This is a genomic window from Nonomuraea antimicrobica, from assembly GCF_039536965.1.
Taxonomy (GTDB): Bacteria; Actinomycetota; Actinomycetes; order Streptosporangiales; family Streptosporangiaceae; genus Nonomuraea; species Nonomuraea antimicrobica.
This window is the reverse complement of record NZ_BAAAZP010000073.1, coordinates 1-17,972: the sequence shown is the minus strand read 5'-3', so window position 1 is coordinate 17,972 and position 17,972 is coordinate 1. Positions and strand designations below refer to the sequence as shown.

19 protein-coding genes are annotated in these 17,972 nt (G+C 71.7%); 7 read left to right on the top strand and 12 right to left on the bottom strand.

Translation table 11 applies throughout. The annotated features are described in order from the left end of the window. The 3 genes from ABD844_RS18285 to ABD844_RS18275 all read right to left on the bottom strand — a co-directional run. A partial coding sequence (locus ABD844_RS18285; protein ID WP_344878648.1) for a hypothetical protein occupies positions 1–712 on the bottom strand: 712 nt, incomplete at its 3' end. After that, a complete protein-coding gene (locus tag ABD844_RS18280; protein ID WP_344878645.1) occupies positions 709–1,593 on the bottom strand; it encodes a sulfotransferase family protein in 885 nt (294 codons plus the stop codon). The genes ABD844_RS18280 and ABD844_RS18285, both read right to left, overlap by 4 nt. Then, positions 1,590–2,648: a hypothetical protein gene (locus tag ABD844_RS18275; RefSeq protein WP_344878642.1), complete on the bottom strand. Its 1,059-nt coding sequence runs from the start codon at positions 2,646–2,648 to the stop codon at positions 1,590–1,592. The genes ABD844_RS18280 and ABD844_RS18275 overlap by 4 nt, the downstream gene beginning before the upstream one ends. A 392-nt stretch (positions 2,649–3,040) precedes the next feature. Between ABD844_RS18275 and ABD844_RS18270 the strand changes: the two genes are divergently transcribed. Both ABD844_RS18270 and ABD844_RS18265 read left to right on the top strand, forming a co-directional pair. After that, positions 3,041–4,153 (top strand): glycosyltransferase family 4 protein, encoded by a 1,113-nt coding sequence (locus ABD844_RS18270; protein ID WP_344878639.1) that lies wholly within the window; start codon positions 3,041–3,043, stop codon positions 4,151–4,153. Positions 4,154–4,157: 4 nt separating this feature from the next. Continuing rightward, positions 4,158–5,648 carry a sugar transferase gene (locus ABD844_RS18265; RefSeq protein WP_344878636.1) on the top strand — a complete coding sequence of 497 codons (1,491 nt, stop codon included), beginning with the start codon at positions 4,158–4,160 and terminating at the stop codon, positions 5,646–5,648. Here the strand turns inward: ABD844_RS18265 and ABD844_RS18260 are convergent. The 5 genes from ABD844_RS18260 to ABD844_RS18240 form a co-directional block, all read right to left on the bottom strand. Continuing rightward, positions 5,633–5,824, bottom strand: coding sequence for a hypothetical protein (locus ABD844_RS18260; RefSeq protein WP_344878633.1), 192 nt, complete (start codon positions 5,822–5,824; stop codon positions 5,633–5,635). The two genes, ABD844_RS18265 and ABD844_RS18260, sit on opposite strands and share 16 nt — an antisense overlap. Then, positions 5,824–6,516, bottom strand: a complete 693-nt coding sequence (locus tag ABD844_RS18255) for a class E sortase (RefSeq protein ID WP_344878630.1) — start codon at positions 6,514–6,516, stop codon at positions 5,824–5,826. The genes ABD844_RS18260 and ABD844_RS18255 overlap by 1 nt, the downstream gene beginning before the upstream one ends. Continuing rightward, positions 6,513–7,808: an HtaA domain-containing protein gene (locus ABD844_RS18250; RefSeq protein ID WP_344878627.1), complete on the bottom strand. Its 1,296-nt coding sequence runs from the start codon at positions 7,806–7,808 to the stop codon at positions 6,513–6,515. The genes ABD844_RS18255 and ABD844_RS18250 overlap by 4 nt, the downstream gene beginning before the upstream one ends. A gap of 98 nt (positions 7,809–7,906) precedes the next feature. Next, complete coding sequence (locus ABD844_RS18245) at positions 7,907–8,485, bottom strand: class F sortase (protein ID WP_344878624.1); 579 nt, start codon at positions 8,483–8,485, stop codon at positions 7,907–7,909. A 311-nt stretch (positions 8,486–8,796) separates the two neighbouring features. Beyond that, positions 8,797–9,981 (bottom strand): DUF6236 family protein, encoded by a 1,185-nt coding sequence (locus tag ABD844_RS18240; protein WP_344878621.1) that lies wholly within the window; start codon positions 9,979–9,981, stop codon positions 8,797–8,799. Positions 9,982–10,237: 256 nt separating this feature from the next. On the opposite strand from ABD844_RS18240, the gene ABD844_RS18235 reads away from it, so the two are divergent. After that, positions 10,238–11,374 carry a L,D-transpeptidase gene (locus tag ABD844_RS18235; RefSeq protein ID WP_344878618.1) on the top strand — a complete coding sequence of 379 codons (1,137 nt, stop codon included), beginning with the start codon at positions 10,238–10,240 and terminating at the stop codon, positions 11,372–11,374. Positions 11,375–11,429: 55 nt separating this feature from the next. Here ABD844_RS18235 and ABD844_RS18230 read toward each other — a convergent pair whose 3' ends face one another. Continuing rightward, on the bottom strand, positions 11,430–12,086 hold the full coding sequence (locus ABD844_RS18230) for a hypothetical protein (RefSeq protein ID WP_344878615.1): 657 nt from the start codon (positions 12,084–12,086) through the stop codon (positions 11,430–11,432). 307 nt (positions 12,087–12,393) lie between these two features. On the opposite strand from ABD844_RS18230, the gene ABD844_RS18225 reads away from it, so the two are divergent. Further along, positions 12,394–12,660 (top strand): SAV_915 family protein, encoded by a 267-nt coding sequence (locus ABD844_RS18225; protein WP_344878612.1) that lies wholly within the window; start codon positions 12,394–12,396, stop codon positions 12,658–12,660. Positions 12,661–12,794: 134 nt separating this feature from the next. Here ABD844_RS18225 and ABD844_RS18220 read toward each other — a convergent pair whose 3' ends face one another. The 3 genes from ABD844_RS18220 to ABD844_RS18210 form a co-directional block, all read right to left on the bottom strand. Next, a complete protein-coding gene (locus ABD844_RS18220; protein WP_344878609.1) occupies positions 12,795–12,929 on the bottom strand; it encodes a hypothetical protein in 135 nt (44 codons plus the stop codon). After that, positions 12,926–13,651 (bottom strand): hypothetical protein, encoded by a 726-nt coding sequence (locus ABD844_RS18215; RefSeq protein ID WP_344878606.1) that lies wholly within the window; start codon positions 13,649–13,651, stop codon positions 12,926–12,928. The genes ABD844_RS18220 and ABD844_RS18215 overlap by 4 nt, the downstream gene beginning before the upstream one ends. A gap of 600 nt (positions 13,652–14,251) precedes the next feature. Next, the gene (locus ABD844_RS18210) at positions 14,252–14,398 is read right to left on the bottom strand and encodes a hypothetical protein (RefSeq protein ID WP_344878603.1); all 147 of its coding nucleotides are present in this window, start codon (positions 14,396–14,398) and stop codon (positions 14,252–14,254) included. A 298-nt stretch (positions 14,399–14,696) separates the two neighbouring features. Between ABD844_RS18210 and kdpF the strand changes: the two genes are divergently transcribed. From kdpF to kdpB, 3 genes are all read left to right on the top strand, one after another. After that, positions 14,697–14,786, top strand: coding sequence for a K(+)-transporting ATPase subunit F (kdpF, locus tag ABD844_RS18205; RefSeq protein WP_344878600.1), 90 nt, complete (start codon positions 14,697–14,699; stop codon positions 14,784–14,786). Next, a complete protein-coding gene (kdpA, locus tag ABD844_RS18200) occupies positions 14,786–16,447 on the top strand; it encodes a potassium-transporting ATPase subunit KdpA (RefSeq protein ID WP_344878597.1) in 1,662 nt (553 codons plus the stop codon). Before kdpF ends, kdpA begins: the two co-directional genes overlap by 1 nt. Before the next feature lies 1 nt (position 16,448). Then, the coding region (gene kdpB, locus ABD844_RS18195) for a potassium-transporting ATPase subunit KdpB (RefSeq protein ID WP_344878594.1) at positions 16,449–17,972 on the top strand (1,524 nt) is incomplete at its 3' end.

Here is a 17,972-nt window from a genome sequence, read left to right as displayed (position 1 = left end):
CCGCGGGGAACCGGCGGCCGGTCCGCCGCCGGTAGAACTCGCGGTAGAAGGTCAGCGCGGCCTCGGTGTCCCCCGCGTCGGCGCGTCGCCGGGCGATGGCCAGGCCGTAGCTGGAGCTCGACAGGCCGGGGTCGACCAGCCGCGCCTTCGGGTCGGCCTGCCGGACGGCCCGCGCGCCCGCCTGTCCCACCTGCCGGTAGGCCGCCGGGTCCGCCCCCCAGGATGTGGCCGCGTCGATCTCGTTCTCCACCGCGTAGAGGTGGACGCCGCGCCTGGCGTACCGGCCGACCAGCTCGCGGACGAACGCCTGGTAGCGCCCGAGGTCGGTGGGGGGATAGGAGGGGGAGATCCGTACCCGGTCGGTCGCGGGACGCCCGCTCGCCCAGCACGAGCCGATCCTGACGCGGATGAGCAGCTCGTACCCCCGGCCGAGGATGTCGTCCACCACCTTGTCCTCCAGGGACCAGGTCCTGCTGCCCGGCCGCCGTTCCACGGCGCACCAGACGATGTCGTGGAAGCTGGGCCCGCCGGAGTAGCCCGCGACGGCCGCGCGGAAGCGGGAGGGCAGCTCGTACGCGTTCCACTTCAGGCCGAACCGCGCCCCGTACGCGGAGGCGGCGGAAACCCCGGTCGTCGCCGGCGGGACCGGCGCGCAGGCCAGCAGCAGGAGCACGGCCGAGACCACGGCGAGGACGCGCGCGGGCGGGCTCACCTGTGGTACCCGTATCGTCGTCCGGCCGGGAACGTCAGCAGCTCCACCAGGCGCCGGGTGGCCGCGGGCATCGCGCCCGCCCATTGGCTGTCCAGGCGCAGCGGGGTGCGGCCGGTCCTGTGCCGGTCCACGTTCCCCGCGACCGTGTGCGTGGGCCGGAGCAGCACCCCGTCGGCGTCGATCTCCGGGATCTCCGGCTCGGCGTGTCCGACCAGGCGCGCGACCCGGCGCAGCCAGTGCTCGGGCTCGGCCACCAGGTCCTCGTAGCGGAGCAGGAGGTAGTCGTCCCCGCTCAGCCGGGCGGCGGCCCGGTTGCCCGCATGCCACAGCAGCGCGCTCTGCCAGGCCGGGCGCACGGCCATCGCGTCGGCGCCCTCGCCCGCCTTGCGGCGCTGCCACGACCACGCCACCGCGCGCGGGTCGCGTACGAGATGGACGACCTTCAGCTCGACGTCCGGCGTGCGCGCGAGGAGATGGCCGTAGGGCGCCGGTTTGGTGCTGTCGACCACGACCGCGCACCCCGTCACCTCGGCCAGGGCCCGGTAGAGCCGGGCGAGCAGCCGCAGGTGGTCGCCCGGCGCGGGCACGGCGTGGCCGGGCAGGGCCGCCGCCATCACCCGCCAACCGCGCGTCGCCGCCCGGTGCCTGCGCGCCAGCTCGGCCAGCTCGTCCAGCTCGGGGAACGCCCGCTCCAGCACCGCACTCCACACGGGGCACAGGCGAACGGGCCGCCCGCAGCCGCACGCGCCGCCCGCGGCCAGCCCTCGCTCCCACAGGTAGCCGGCCTCGCCCACGTTGCAGAAGCCCGGGATCTGGCCGAGCATGCTGCCCAGGAGGGTGCTGCCACTGCGCCCCGCGCCGGTGACGTGCAGGACCCTCACCAAGGCCGCTGCACCTCCACCCGGTGGAAGGGCTTGCTCTGGTCGACCAGGCCGACCCGGTCGACGGCGCCGAACTGGACGACGAACTTGCCCTTCTTGGCGGGCGGGGTGAACCTGTAGGACCACGTCGTGGTGGGCGAGCCAGGACGGTCGACGGCGACGACGTAGCGCTGGTAGTCCCCCCAGGTGCCGTCGGGCCTGAGCCACGCCCTGGTGTGGAAGTCCTGGATCGCCACCCACAGGCCGCTCACGCCGTGGTCGTCCGACGCGGTGCCGGTGAAGCGGAGCGTTTTGCACCGCTCCAGTACGGTGTCCAGACCCGCCGGGCTGCCGATCACGGTGTCCGGGTGGGCGGTGTCGACGTCGAAGCGGCGGAAGGGCAGGTCCTGGTCGGGCTGCCCGGTGCGGTCCTTGGCCACCACCTGAAGGGAGAACCTGCCCCCGCGCGGCGGCGTCCAGCCGAACGACCAGGTGGTGGCGGTGGTCCCCGGGCGGGCGAGCGCCGCGGCGTGCTGGACGTAGTCGCCGAAGGTCCCGTCGGGGCGGTACCACTGCCCGCTGTCGATGTCCTTGACCGCGACGGCCACCTCGCCCACTCCGCGGTCGTCGGTGGCGGTGCCGGAGAAGGTCAGCGGACGGCGGCCGTACACCTCGTCCTGGATCGGCGGGACGTCGATGGTGGCGTCCGGCGCCACCGCGTCCACGGAGAACGGCCGCCAGGCCGGCGTGGGGTCGGCGGTGCCGCCGGTGTCCTTGGCGGTTACCTGGATGCCGAAGTCTCCGGCCGCCGTGGCCTGCCAGCGCCAGTCCCACGCCGTCCTGTCCGCGGAGAGGTTCGCGGCGTGCCTGGCGTACGCGCCCCACGTGCCGTCGGCCCGCCACCACAGCCGCGAGACGCGGTCCTGGATGGCCACCCAGACCTCGCCCACCCCGGTGTCGTCCGTCGCCCCGCCCCGGAAGTCGATCGCGCCGGGCTTCCACACGCTGTGGGCGTCCGGTCCCGTGACGGTCGTGTCCGGAGGCGAGACCGGAGCCGCCGCCATGGTGGCGATCAAGGCAGCAATGCCGGTAAACCTAGTAGGAAAAGAGGATAAGAGGACACCCATTCCAGCCTCCCCAGCAGGGCACCACCCAATGGACAGCCCTTTATAGCCCCGATCCGGCCCTCGCTGTAGTATGCGGCGAATCAACGCCAAAAGGGACTTCTGTGAACCTCGGGTAAACAGCAGGTTCGCCCCTTTTCCCCCGCGGTTTCCGCGCGTCGCCGGAGAAAACCAGGGGTGAAGAACGAGGAAAAACGGCCGACTCCCCTTTTGTCCCATTCCGCAATTCCCTAGCGTCCACGCCGGAAGCGTGTAAGCGACTGGTTGGAGCCGGCATGCGCGCCACACAGCAGCCAGAGTCCCGCGCCGATCAGCCGCCGGGCCGTCACCCTTTGCGAATCGTCATGATCGGGCAGCGTGGGCTCCCGCCGACCTTCGGCGGCATCGAGCACCACGTGGCTCAGCTCGGCCGCCGGCTGGCGGCGCGCGGGCACGACGTGACCGTCTTCTGCAGGACCAACTACGTTCCCGAGCGCCTGCCGTCCTTCAACGGCATACGGCTGCGCCACCTGCCCACGGTGGGCACCAAGCACATGGACGCCATCGTGCACAGCGCGCTGTCGACGCTGGCGGCCATGCGCGAGCGCCCCGACATCGTGCATTACCACGCACTCGGCCCCGGCCTGTGCGCGCCGCTGCCCCGCTACCTGTCCGGGGTCCGCGTCGTGCAGACGATCCACGGCCACGACGACCGCGGGCAGAAGTGGGGCAGGGCCGCCCGCTCGGTGCTGCGTACGGCCCGGTGGACGAGCGAGCGCGTGCCGCACGCGGTGATCGCGGTCTCCCGCCTGAGCGCCGAGGAGTACGGCCGCACCCGCCCGGGGACCACCGTCTACATCCCGAACGGCGTGGAGGCGCCCCAGTCGTCCCCGCCCGCCTCCCTCATCCAGGAGTACGGCCTGCGCCCGGGACGGTACGCCCTGTTCGTCGGCCGGCTCATCCCCGACAAGGCCGTGGACGTGCTGATCAGGGCGTTCCGCGAGCTGCCGGGGGACATGGACCTGGCCGTCGTGGGCGGCTCGGCCTTCACCGGCGAGCACGTGGCCCTGCTGCACTCCCTGGCCGCCGCCGACCCGCGGATCCGCATGATCGGCTACGCCTACGGCGAGCACCTCGCCGCGCTCTACGAGCACGCCGCCGTGTACGTGCAACCGTCGTGGACCGAGGGCATGCCGCTGACCGTCCTGGAGGCGATGTCGCACGGCCTGCCGCTGGTCCTGAGCGAGATCCGCGGCCACACCGACCTGCTCGCCCCCCTCTCCCCCGCGGCGCGGTTCTTCCCGCCCGGCGACTCCGGCGCCCTCGCCGCGCAACTCGGGCTCGTCCTGCGTGACCTGGACGCCGAGCGCGCCGCCGCGGAGTCGCGGCGGGAGTGGCTGTTCCGCGAGTACTCGTGGGAGTCCGCCGCCGCGAACACGGAGGACCTCTACCGATCCCTGGTCGCGGCACTGCGGTGAACGCATGAGCACCACGCTCGACGTGTCGGTCGGCGGCCCGATCGCCAGGACGGACTGGGTGACCCGCTACCGGCGTCACGTGTTCTGGTGCGACCTCCTGGTGATCTGCCTGGCCGTGGTCTCAGGGTACTTCGGGAGGTTCGGCTGGCAGCCGCCGGTCATCGCGGGGGTTCCGTACGCGGTGGTCGGCGCGGCCTTCGTGGTCGCCTGGCTGTTCGCGCTGCAGCAGATGCGCTGCTACGACGGCAAGGTCCTCGGCCACGGCACCGACGAGTACCGCAGGGTCGCGACGGGCAGCCTGAACGTGGCGGCCTTCGTCGCCATCGGCTGCTACGTCGCCGACCTGCCCTTGGCCAGGGGCTTCGTGGCGATCACCTGGCCGCTCGGCACCGTGGGCATGCTGGCCGCGCGGCTGCTGGCGCGCAAGTTCCTGCACCGGCGCCGCAGGGAGGGCGCCGCGTGGTCGCACCGGGTGCTGCTTGTGGGCACCGAGGACCACGTGCTGCACCTGCTGGGCCGGCTCAGGCGCGAGCCGTACGCCGGTTACGACGTCGTGGGCGCGTGCCTGCCCGGCGTCTCCCCTCTGCCTGACATATCCACCCTGCCCGACATATCCGCCTTGCCTGGCATGTCCGCCCTGCCCGGCATCCCGGTCGTCGGCTCCACGGAGCGGATCCTGGAGACCGCCTCGCTGGTCGGCGCCGACATCGTCATGGTCGTCTCGGCGGCCGGGATCTCGCCCGACGCGCTGCGCGAGCTGGGCTGGGAGCTGGTGGGCACCGGCGTCGACCTGGTGGTGGCCCCCTCACTGACCGACGTGGCCGGGCCGCGCATCCACACCAGGCCGGTCGCCGGGCTGCCGCTGCTGCACGTCGAGGAGCCCGAGCTGGCCGGACCGCGGCGCGGCGTCAAAGACCTCGTGGAACGCCTGCTCGCCCTGGCCGCGCTGATCGTCCTGCTGCCCGCGTTCGCCGTCGTCGCCTGCTGGATCCGGCTGGACAGCCAGGGACCGGCGATCTTCAGGCAGGCGCGCGTCGGCAGGAACGGCCGGATCTTCACGCTCTACAAGTTCCGCTCGATGGTGGTGAACGCCGAGCGGGAGCGGCCCCGGCTGGACGGGCGCAACGAGAAGGACTCCGTCCTGTTCAAGATCCGGCGGGACCCGCGGGTGACCCGGGCGGGACGGTGGCTGCGCAGGTGGTCCGTGGACGAGCTGCCCCAGTTGCTCAACGTGGTCAAGGGCGAGATGGCCCTGGTCGGGCCGCGCCCGCCGCTGCCGTCGGAGGTGGCCCAGTATCCCCGGCACGTGGCCAGGCGGCTGCTGGTGCGGCCGGGGCTCACCGGGCTGTGGCAGGTCAGCGGCCGGGCCGAGCTGTCGTGGGAGGACAGCGTCCGGCTCGACCTCTACTACGTGGAGAACTGGTCGATGACCGGAGACCTGGTCATCCTGTGGAAGACGGTCGGGGCCGTGCTACGGGGTCACGGGGCGTACTGAAGGGGTTCGCGGTCCGGCGGCTGCTCCACGGTGACGTCCTCCAGGTTGAGCAGGCCGTCCACCAGCGGGAAGATCCCGAACCACAGCACCGCCAGCACCCCTGCGGCCAGGGCGACCGCCAGCGCCACCCGCACCGGCAGGCGGCCGGGCAGGCGGCGCCAGATCCACGCGTACATCAGGCGCGTCCCTTCTTCAACGCCGCCGGCCTGCCCTCGGACTTGGCCCGCTCCTCCACCAGCTCGGCGTGCACGATCAGCCGCTGGTAGTTCTGGAACTTGGGGTTGCAGGTGGTCAGCGTGAGCATGGCCTTGGCGGGCGGATCGTCCGGGTGGTCGGGATTCGGCGCGACGACCTCGACGGCGGTGGGGGGCACCACGCGCTCGCGTACGACGCGGTAGACGTACCAGCCGGTCTTGGTCTCGGCCACGATCGCATCGCCCTTGCGCAGCCGGTCGAGGTCCCAGAACACCGAGGAGATCCGGTGGCCCGCGACGGCGACGTTCCCGATCTCGCCCGGCCGGGCCGTACGGGGGTAGTGACCGGGCCCTTTGCGGAGGTCCGCCTGCGTCACGCCCTCGGTCACCGCCCACCGCCGGTCGAGCTTGGGGATGTGCAGCCTGGCCATCGGCTGGCCGGACACCGGGGCCTCCGCCCCGGACGCCCAGCGCCGGTCCAGCTCGGCCCCCAGCTCGCGCTGCTCGTTGTCCATCTCCCACGCCTTGCCGTACACGGCGTAGGCGGCGAACAGCACCAGCAGCACCCCGCAGGTGAGCATCAGCTCACCGGCGAGCCGCGCCACCCGCAGGCGGCGCGGCTCCCAGACCTCCGGCTCCTCCTTCGCCAAGGTGGCGTGCTCGGCGGTCGTCACAGATCGTCTCCCAGGTAACCGGCTCTGCGGGAGGCACGCAGGGTGATCCCGCCGCCGACCATCAGGCCGAGGCCCACGGTCAGCAACGGCAGCACGTAGCCGTCGCCCGTCTTGGGCAGGGTGTCGTCGACGGACTCGCCACCGGCCGGCGTGACCGACTCGAAGACCGTCCTGGTGGCCGGGGTGGACCTCTTCGGCGTCGACGTCGAGGTCGGGGTCGAGGTGGGCGAGTTGGTGGAGGTCGGCGTCGTGCTGGGCGAGCGCGACGGGGACGAGCTGGGCGTGTGCGACGGGCTGCCGCTCTCGCAGTTGGTGGGGGACGGGCTGGGCGAGGACGTGCCGCTGCCGCTCGGGCAGGGGGTCACGGCGTCGCCCCTGATCACGGTGAGGAGGTCGTCGAGCGCGTCCTGCTCGTAGGTGAGGCTGAAGGCCACGGGGGCGAGCGGGGCCCTCGTGCCGAACAGGCCGGACATCGCGTCGGCGACCTGCCGGCTGACGGCCGTGGGGGTGCCGGTCCAGGCGACGGTCCGCTGCTGCCGCTTGACGTCCGTCTGCTGGAGCGCCAGCAGGGCCACGTCGGTGGTGCCGAGGTGCATGGAGGTCGGGTACGCGGTCGGCGGCGACGGCTCGGACGACGGCGTCGGGCCGGCGACGCTCGGCGGGACGGGCGGTGGCGTCACGGTGCCCGACACCGTCGCGGTCGGGCTCTGCGGAGTCGGCGTCGGGGAGAGCGGCGGTGTGACGGAGCCGCTCGGCGTGCCGGAGACGGTGGGAGCCCCGGACGGGGTGCCCGGCGGCGCGGTGGTCGAGGGCACGGCCGTGGTCGAGGGCGCGGTGGCGCCCGGTGGCGCCGGGGTGGGCTCCGTGGCCGGGGTGCCGGAGGCCGTCGGCGGGGCCGTGCTGGGCAGGCCGGCGGAGGGAGCCGGGTCCGACGGGGCGGGCGGGCCGCTGAACGCCAGCTCGGCGCGTAACGTCGACTCGCCGCCGTGGACCACGATCTCGGGGTCGGAGACGACCAGGCTGCTCTGCCCGCGGACGATGGTGACGCTGCCGCCGTATTTCGCCGTGGCCGTGCCGGTGCCGGTGTCGTACTCGCCGTCGACCATGGAGAAGACGAAGCGGCCCGTACCGTCCTGCACGACACCGCCCGACAGGGCGACGCGTACGTGCTCGTCGGCGAGGCCGTCGCTGACCGACCAGCGCAGCGTGCCGCCCGTCACCTCCCGCGGGCCGGGGCCGGACGTCGCCGCGACCGCCGCCACGGTCGCCACGCCGCCCGTGAACAATTGCACGAGTGCGATAACCAGAAGCCACCGGATGTGCCTCCGCCCGCGCTGCCGGCGGACGGTGGACGCGCCATTCATATCAATACCTCTAGCGAAGAGAGTGCTCAGGAATTTCCCTGGGAGCCGGCCGTTGCGTAGACGATCAAATTGTCGGTGTGGCTTCCTGTTTTTCTGCTGTACACCCCCGCGCAGGTAATGAGGCGAAGCGCCGCGAACGGCACGTCCCCGTAAACCCGCCCGGTCGGAAACCGCGATTTGGGCACCTGCTCGGAGTGGTCCACGGTGAACGTCACCGGCCCGCCCGCCGACCGCTCGATCGTGATCGTGTGGCCGGGACGGAGTTCGCGCAGCCGGGCGAAGACCGACGGGCCCCGCCTCGTGCCGACGTGTCCCACGATCACCGCGGGTCCGGCCTCTCCCGGGGGCGGGCCGTACTTGTACCAGCCCGTCAGGTTGCGCGGGGAGAGCGGCGGCACCTCGATGGCGCCCGACCGCTGGAGCCCGACCTGTCCGACGGGCGCGTTCACCCCGATGGCCGGAATGAGGATCCGGGTGGGCACCGCGGCGACCGACGCGCTCGCGGGCATGGCAAGGACGCCGCTCCCGGCGAAGGCCAGTACGACGGCGGACAGGAGCAGCACGATCCGCCGAGGCAACGCGTTTCGAAAGTGTTCTACGGGCATCCGCACGCCTCCTGGGAGTGCTCTGCACTGGTGCGGGAGAAAAGGCTTTCGACCGCCGGTTACAAGTGAGGGGGCAATGGGCTGCCTCGGGGTGTTGTGACCGCGAACCATGAGGCGAGAGGCGTACACCGGAGGAGGCCCAGGTTTCTCACGGCTGTCGCGAAGGTGAACCCACCGAGAAACCGGACTTCCGCCACGCAACAGGATGCCGCTCACGCCTCCGGGCCGGTCCGCGCCACGGGCCCCCCGGTCCGCGCCACGGGCCCCCCGGTCCGCGCCACGCGCCCGAAGCGGCACGCCGCGACGTCCGCTCAGGGCGACTTCGGCCCCTTCCCGCCCAGCCCCTTGCGCGGAGCACGTGGCGCGGGCACGAGCCGCCGCGCGGCGGCGCGCACGCGTTCGGCCAGTCCGAGCGGATCGAGCCCCTCGTGCAACTGGTGCAGGTACGTCATCGGGGACTCGCGCAGCAGTTGGTCCCGCAGCCGCCGCCGTTGCAGCGCCGCCGCCCACACGCCGAACGCGAACCCGCCCAGGCCGATCGCCGCGGCCTGCGCGGGGGACGGCTGGGTCGCCAGCACCGCGAGCGCGCCGGTCGCCACCGGCGGCGCGGCCGCCTGCACGTTGATCGCACCCCACAGGGTCTCCATGCCCCGGCCGCGCATGGCGCGCTGGAGGTCGTCGAGGGCGGGCTGGATCCGGGTCTCGAAGCGCGAGCGCAGGTGGTCGAGCAGGATGGCCTGGTCCCGGATGTCGCCGAGCGTGGTGCTCTCGGCGACCATGGCGTCCACCGCGTCCCTGAACCTGGCGCGTTCCCCGGCGTACCGGTGCCGGAAGTCGACGATCCGGTCCACGGAGATCTCTTCGATGTCCCGTGGGAGCACGGCCGCCACGGACAGGTTGACCAGAAGCGCGGCCCGCTCGCCGGCCGCCGCCTCGGGCGCGGGCCGGTTGAGTACGCCCGCCACCAGCCGCCGCGCCCCGAGCCCCGACACCGTCAGGTCGAACGCGTCGTCCGTCAGCGGGGCGGCGCCGTAGGCGGGGGCGGCCAGTGACCCGAGCAGGAGCAGGTAGGCGCTGGCGAGACTCATGTGGAGCTGAATCCGCCCGGGCGCGGCGGGCGACCGGGTGGCGAGGTCCATCTTGGACAGCCGCTCGACGAGCTGTGGTGAGGTCTTCCATTCCGCCAGTCCCGTTTCGAGACCCGGAAACTCGTGCCGTTCGAACCGCGGGTACGCGTAACGCGACAGGTCGACGCCGTCGAGCGCCTTGAGCAGGCGCCTGGCCGCCGCCTCCACGTGACGCCGGCGGGGCACGGCGGGCCTGACGAACCCGTGCGCGACCAGCCCCACCTCGGCCCCGAAGATGACCGGGAAGGAGTCTTCGTGGTCGTCGGCGTCGAAGCGGTAGAGCCGGTCCCAGTAGAGCGCGGTCAGCTTCAGCCACCTCTCGTCCCGGAAATGGACGTGCGGGTAGTACAGCCCGATCCATTCGCGCATGCTCAAGCTCTCCTCCCAGGTGGGTCCGGTGGGCCGCGATCGGCACGAGGCCGCTCTTCCAGCATCGCCGCGGTAGCCGGGCGGATCACGCCGATTGCCACCAATCACGACATCCCCGCATAGTTACGCTCCGTAGGGGGATAACACTCTCCGTACTATCAACAGGGTGCTTAGCCTGAAATATGCCGATTTGTCGGGGACTGGAGTCATCGAGATGCGGAACGGCGGGACCATAGTCGTCAGCACGTTCACGGCAGTGCTGTTTCTTGCCGTGGGCTGCACCTCGGGCGGCCCGAACCCGCCGCCCGCGCAGCCGCCGCTGCCCGCCCAGGCGGCCAAGCTGTCCATCGCCCCCGCCAACGGCACGACCAAGGTGCCCCCCGACGCCTCGATCAGCGTCAAGGTCAGCGACGGCAAGGTCACCGGGCTGACCGTCGCGGACACCAAGGGACGCCAGGTCAGCGGGACCACCGGCGCGGACGGGACGTGGCGGCCCACCTGGCCGCTGAAGCCGGCGACGGCGTACACGGTGCGCGCGCAGGCCACCGGCCTGGACGGCAAGCCGGTCCTGGCGCAGTCCAAGTTCACCACGCTGAAGCCGAAGAACGTGCTGGAGACCGGCATGTCGCCGCTGGACGGCGAGAAGGTCGGCGTCGGGATGCCCATCCAGCTCATGCTGTCGAAGCCGGTGACCACCCAGGCCGACCGGGCGGCGGTCGAGCGTTCGCTGGTCGTGCAGATGTCCAAGCCCGTCATGGGCGCGTGGAGCTGGGTCAGCGACCGGGAGGTGCAGTTCAGGCCGCGCGAGTACTGGCCGACCGGCCAGCAGGTCACGGTGGTCGCCCACCTGGCCGGGCTGCGGATCGGACGCAACCTGTGGGGCACCAAGGACCGCACCCTGAGCTTCACCGTCGGCCCCAAGCACACCACCAAGATCCGCAGCAAGTCCCACGAAGCCGTCGTACGGGAGAACGGCAAGGTCGTCAAGACCATCCCGGTCAGCCTCGGCAAGCGCGGCGACGAGAGCTGGTCCGGCATCATGATCGCCCAGGAGAAGGCCCCGACCACGCTCATGGACTCGGCCACCATCGGCCGGCCCGGGCTGTACTTCCACCGCACCAAGTGGAACGTCAGGCTGACCTACAGCGGCATGTTCTTCCACTCGGCCCCCTGGTCGACCGGCGACCAGGGACGCCGCAACGTCAGCCACGGCTGCGTGAACGCCAGCCCGTCGGACGCGCACTGGTTCTACAAGTTCACCCAGCGCGGAGACATCATCGAGGTCACGGGCACGTCGCGCAAGCTCGAGTTCGGCAACGGGCCGACGCCGTGGACCAAGACCTGGGAGGAATGGCTGGCGGGCAGCGCCATCGGCAAACCCGTCAACGCCTGACAGCACGCGTCCGCCCACGCCACCTGGGCGACCCGGCACAGGCGCGGCCTCGGGGTCAGAAGGGCCAGTCCGCCGTACGGGCCATCTCGACGTGCGGGATGGCCGCGAACCAGCCGCCGGTGACGCTCGTGATCACGTGTTCCCGGCTCGGGCCCGTGACCACCTCGGCGGCCTCGACCGCCCGGTCGGGATGGGTGAGCAGGACGACCCGGTCGTGCCCCGGCGCGTACGCGCGAATGGCCTGAGCCGGGCTCGCCGGACCGCCGCCTGCCTCGCCGAGCCGGGCGAGCACGTCCTTCACCGGTTCCCCCTGCCGGACGGGTATCGGGGTGAGCTCGTCGCCCAGGACCACGATCTGCGCACGGGCGGCTCGGCAGGCGATGGCCGCGCCGATCACCGTCACCGCGTCCGCCCTGGTCAGGACGCCGTACCCGGGGCCCGCCAGGAGATCGTCCCGGTCGATCAGCACGAGCGTGCGGCCCGGCAGCGCCGGCACGTTGGCCTGGGACAGCTCCAGCGCGCCCGCCAGCGCCCGGCTCCACCGCGAGCCCGGCACCGCGCGCTGGGCGGCGTGGACCTCCAGCGGCGTCACCCCGGAGCGCAGCACCATGGCGGGCGCGGCGAGTTCCCCGGCCACCTGCTGGGCGGTCGCGCCGGGCAGCCCGTCGCGGTCGAAGTCGCGCAGATGGGCGAGGCGGTCCTGGTAGGACATCGACGCCACCACGGCGGCCCAGGCCGGACCGGTCGGTGGAGATTTCCTGAGTGGGACGGGGCTGATCCCTCACATGGAAGTCCCCCCGGGCTCGGCCCAGGAACCACCGTTGACGGCATTCATACGTCGAACCCCGAAATCTCTGCACCGGCTTGACGCGACCCGCCCTCATGGGCTCCCGTGACGGGGCCTCGTCAATTTCCCATCAGTATTTCCGGCCCGCGCGTCCGGATCGCATAGCGATCGCCGCTCGTCCGCCCGAGGCGCTCTAGCGTCTGGCAGGTAAGACTCTTCCAGGAGGAAAGCCATGTCAGAGCCCCGATTGTGCGTCCCGGTCAAGGCGGGCGGGTGCGCCTTGACGCTGCGGCTGTTCCGTACGGCCTCGGGCAAGCGTACGGCGGTCGCCTTCACCTCCCCGCTCAAGCTGGCCAGGGTGCTCGGCACGCAGCAGCCCTGGGTGCTGCTCACCGCGCCCGCGCTGCGCGCCATGATCGCCGACCTGGACGTCATCGGCATCATCACCGACCCCGCAGGCACGATGGCCGCGCGCCCGAAACAGAGGCAGGCGTCATGAGGCGCCCCTCACGGCAGGAGGACCACGCGGTACCCCGGCAGGGGGCTCCGGCGGGTGACGCCGGAGCCTTGGCCGGTCAGCGGTTGCCGGGCTTGTGGCCGTGATTGGCCTTCTTCCTGCGGCGACCGCGCTTCTTACTGGACCGCTTGGACATGCGTCTCCTCCTCGAACGGCCAGGCGGCGGCCCGCGCCCGCTCGACCGCGGGGATCGCGGCGAACCAACCGTCGTTGACGTTGGTGATGACGTGCTCGTGGCCCGGAACGGTCACGGCAGCGCCCTGCCCCGCGCCACCGACGCGGCGTCGGCGAGGTCGGCGCCGACCCAGTCGGCGACCTCGGCGGCCAGGCCCGCGGACTCGAAACCGCGCAGGCAGGCGAGCCGTTGCCGGTAGCTCATCGACGGCAGCACGGCCGCCCACGCCTTGTCGCTCATCTGCCCGCCGAGCCAGGACGCCACCTGCTCCCACCCCATCGCGGCGCGAGCGAACAACTCCGGCAGGTCGGAGCGGTCCAGCATGCGCGCCCGCCTGCCCGCGGGCACGGTCAGCAGTTCGGCCCGGGAACGCAGGGTGACCAGCGACTCAGGAACGGGGGTCGCGCGCTTGAGCCGCTGGGCGGCGTACTGGAAGACGTCGTTCTGGACCTTGCCCACCGGCTTGGGGTGGGTCAGGGCGATCACCTCGGCGAAGCGCATCGCGGCGTCCGGCGTGTCGTGGACGGCCAGCGCGTGCTCGTCGTACAGCCGCGCGGCGGCCTCTCCCGCCGCCTGCTTGATCGGCTTCGGGATCGAGCGGCCATAGCGCGCGAGCAGGTAGCCGAGCAGGTCACCGGGGTCGTCGGCACGGACGAGCACCGCTTCGGCCACCCGCCGGCTCTCGGCCGCTGTGCCGACCCTCGCGGTCAGCCGCGTGTGCAGGAACTCCGCCGTCGCGGTCAGCGCCAGGCGGCGCAGCGGGGCCTGCTCGCGCGCCCAGCGGACGAACGCGCTCATCCAGACCTCGTCGGCGGCCGGCGCCGCGGTGCGGGAAGCGAGCCGATCGCCCGGCTCCGCCGCCGCCCGAGGGTAGGCGAGGGCAAGGGGCGGCCAGCAGAGAGAGTTCCTTCCTGGCGGTGCTCACCGCCGCGGGGACAAGGGACTGTGGTGTGGTCATGGACCCTTCTTCAATGAGGGACGGGCACAGGTGGTCCCGTACGGAAGGGGCCTCCCGCCGGCGTCCGCCGGATCCTTGTGCGCCTGATCCGGCGGTTCGCGTGGCGGGAGGCCCCGGGAACACCGCGGTTCGCGGTGTGGTGGCGCGGGCTGCTCGGCCCTGCGCCGGAACGGGCGTGTCCCGGGGTTCAGGGGACACGCCATCGACCGGGCGGAAGGCATGTGAGACGGCAGGCAGCGCTGCGGCGGGCTTCCACCGTCATTTCCCCCCTCCGCTCCTCGGTCGACCACCCCACTATTCCCAGGGCCGAAATCCGGGGACAAGGATTTTGACGCCTTCCTGGCGCGTGAATTCCGCGTCAACGGACGCGCCGACGGGCGGGCCGACGGGCCGGCCGGGGGGCGGGCCGAGGGGCGGGCCGAGGGGCGTCGCGTCAGGCCCTACTCCTCGGTAAAGCGCAGGTCCTGCCGGTCGAGACAACGCTGGAGGCGGCGGCGGGCGTCCTCGCCCACCTCCCCGGCCGCGTACATACGGCTCAGCTCGGCGCTCTGCACGACGAGCACGTCCCGCCTTAACTGGCTCTGCACCACTGCTCCTCGTGGTGAGGACGTCAAGGACCGTCACGGGGCGGACGCGCCCGCCTCGGTCCCAGCGGCGGCACGTGTAGGAAGGCCGTCAATATTCACGCCACAGCCGTATGAAGTACGTCAAGAACGACAAAACTCCCCATTCCTCATCGTTTGCTTGTGAGGCGGTCACCCGACCAAGGGCGGCCGCGCTCTCATCTTCGAACTGAGGAGTGGGGATGACTGACGTCATCTTCGTCGCCCTGACGATCGTGATCTTCGCGATCTTCGGGCTGGTCGTGAAGGCGGTGGAGCGGCTGTGAGCGCCGTCAACGCCACCGGTCTGATCGTGGCCGCCGGACTGGTGGTCTTCATGGTGGTGGCCCTGCTGTTCCCGGAGCGCTTCTGATGAGCATGACCGCGGCAGGGATGATCTTCATCGTCTCCCTGATCGTCGCGCTGGCTCTGGTGCACAGACCGCTCGGCGACTACATGTACCGGGTCTATTCCGGCACCCGGCACAACCCCGTCGAGCGCGGTATCTACCGGCTGCTCGGCGTGCGCGCCGACGCCGAGCAGAGCTGGGGCGTCTACGCGCGCAGCCTGCTGGCCTTCTCGGTGATCTCGATCCTGGTCGTGTACGGCATCCAGCGCCTCCAGGACAAGCTGCCGCTGAGCCTGGGCATGGAGCCGGTCACCGACCACATCGCGTGGAACACCGCGATCAGCTTCGTCACCAACACCAACTGGCAGGCGTACTCGGGCGAGTCCACGATGGGCCACCTGACCCAGATGACCGCCCTGGCCGTGCAGAACTTCGTCTCGGCCGCGGTCGGCATGGCCGTGGCGATCGCGCTGGTGCGCGGCTTCGCCCGGCGCAGGGCCGACACGATCGGCAACTTCTGGGTGGACCTGGTACGCGGCTCGATCCGCATCCTGCTGCCCATCGCGTTCGTCGGCGCTCTGGTGCTGGTCGCCGGCGGGCTGGTCCAGAACTTCTCCGGCGTCCACGAGGTCACCACGCTGACCGGCGGCACCCAGGCGATCACCGGCGGGCCGGTGGCCTCGCAGGAGGTCATCAAGGAGCTGGGCACCAACGGCGGCGGCTTCTACAACGCCAACTCGGCCCACCCGTTCGAGAACGCGACGACGTGGACGAACTGGCTGGAGATCTTCCTGATCCTGGCGATCCCGTTCTCGCTGCCGCGTACGTTCGGCAGGATGGTCGGCCAGGTCCGTCAGGGGTACGCGATCCTCGCCGTGATGGGCGTGATCGCGCTGGCCAGCACTCTGCTCACCAACGTGTTCGAGCTGAGCGGCAACGCGACCGTGCCGCAGGCCGTGGGCGCGGCGATGGAGGGCAAGGAGGTGCGGTTCGGCATCTCCAACTCGGCGACGTTCGCCGCCTCCACCACGCTGACCAGCACCGGCGCGGTGAACTCCTTCCACGACTCCTACACGCCGTTCGGCGGCATGATGACGCTGTTCAACATGATGCTCGGCGAGGTCGCGCCCGGCGGTGTCGGCGCCGGTCTGTACGGCATGCTGATCCTGGCGGTGATCACGGTGTTCGTGGCCGGGCTGATGGTCGGCCGCACGCCCGAATACCTGGGCAAGAAGATCGGCGCGCGCGAGATCAAGCTCGCGTCGCTGTACTTCCTGGTGACCCCGGTGCTGGTGCTGATCGGCACGGCGTTCGCCATGGGGTCGGAGGAGCAGCGCGCGAGCATGCTGAACTCGGGCCCGCACGGCCTGTCGGAGGTCCTCTACGCCTTCACCAGCGCCTCCAACAACAACGGCTCCGCCTTCGCGGGCATCACGGTCAACACCCCCTGGTACGACGTGGCGCTCGGCCTGTGCATGGTGCTCGGCCGGTTCCTGCCGATCATCCTGGTGCTGGCGCTGGCCGGTTCGCTGGCGGCGCAGTCGCCCGTCCCCGAGGGCGCGGGCACGCTGCCGACCCACCGGCCGCAGTTCGTCGGCATGGTCGTCGGCGTGACGATCATCCTGGTCGCCCTCACCTTCCTCCCGGCCCTCGCGCTCGGCCCCATCGCAGAAGGATTGTCCTGATATGTCAACCCCCGTGCTCGAAGCGACGCCGGGTCAAGCTCCCGCGCCGAAGCGCGACGACCGCGTGGGCGGCGGACTGCTGGACCCCAGGCAACTCATCACCTCACTGCCGGACGCGCTGAAGAAGCTCAACCCGGTCACGCTGTGGCGCAACCCCGTCATGTTCATCGTCGAGATCGGCGCGGTCTTCACCACCGTCCTGGCGGTCACCGACCCGTCGTTCTTCGCCTGGGCCATCGTGGTGTGGCTGTGGCTGACCGTCGTCTTCGCCAACCTGGCCGAGGCCGTGGCCGAGGGCCGCGGCAAGGCGCAGGCCGCCACCCTGCGCAAGGCCAAGACCGACACCCAGGCCCGCAGGCTGGCCGACCCGGCCGACCCCACCCGGTGGGAGGACATCAGGGCGCCGGAGCTCCAGCAGGGCGACCACGTGATCGTCGAGGCCGGAGAGGTCATCCCCGGCGACGGCGACGTGGTCGAGGGCATCGCGAGCGTGGACGAGTCGGCGATCACCGGCGAGTCGGCCCCCGTGATCCGCGAGTCCGGCGGCGACCGCTCCGCCGTCACCGGCGGCACGAAGGTGCTCTCCGACCGGATCATCGTCCAGATCACCCAGAAGCCCGGCGAGAGCTTCGTCGACCGGATGATCGCCCTCGTGGAGGGCGCGAACCGGCAGAAGACGCCGAACGAGATCGCGCTCAACATCCTGCTGGCCGCCCTGACGATCATCTTCCTGGTCGCCACCGTCACCATGCAGCCCCTGGCGATCTACTCCAAGCTCACCAACCCCGGCGTGCCCGACTCCCTCGCCCTCGACGGGAACGGTGTCACCGGCGTCGTCCTGATCTCACTGCTGGTCTGCCTGATCCCGACCACGATCGGCGCGCTGCTGTCGGCCATCGGCATCGCCGGGATGGACCGTCTCGTCCAGCGCAACGTCCTGGCCATGTCGGGGAGGGCGGTCGAGGCCGCCGGGGACGTGTCCACGCTGCTGCTGGACAAGACCGGCACCATCACGCTGGGCAACCGTCAGGCGGCCGAGTTCGTCCCTGTGAAGGGGGTCAGCGAGGCCGACCTGGCCGAGGCGGCCCAGTTGTCCAGCCTGGCGGACGAGACCCCGGAGGGCCGTTCGATCGTGGTGTTCGCCAAACAGCGCCACGGCCTGCGCGAGCGCCGGCCGGGCGAGCTGGCGCACGCCGAGTGGGTGCCGTTCACCGCGCAGACCCGCATGTCGGGGGTGAACCTGGACGGTCGGCAGGTGCGCAAGGGTGCCGCGACCGCGGTGATGAAGTGGGTGCGCGACGCCGGCGGCCACCCCACCGAGGAGGTCGGCGACCTGGTGGACGGCATCTCCGCCTCCGGCGGCACCCCGCTGGTGGTCGCGGAGAGGGGCCGCGTGCTCGGCGTGATCCACCTCAAGGACGTGGTCAAGGAGGGCATGCGGGAGCGCTTCGACGAGATGCGGCGCATGGGCATCCGGACCGTCATGATCACCGGTGACAACCCGCTGACCGCCAAGGCCATCGCG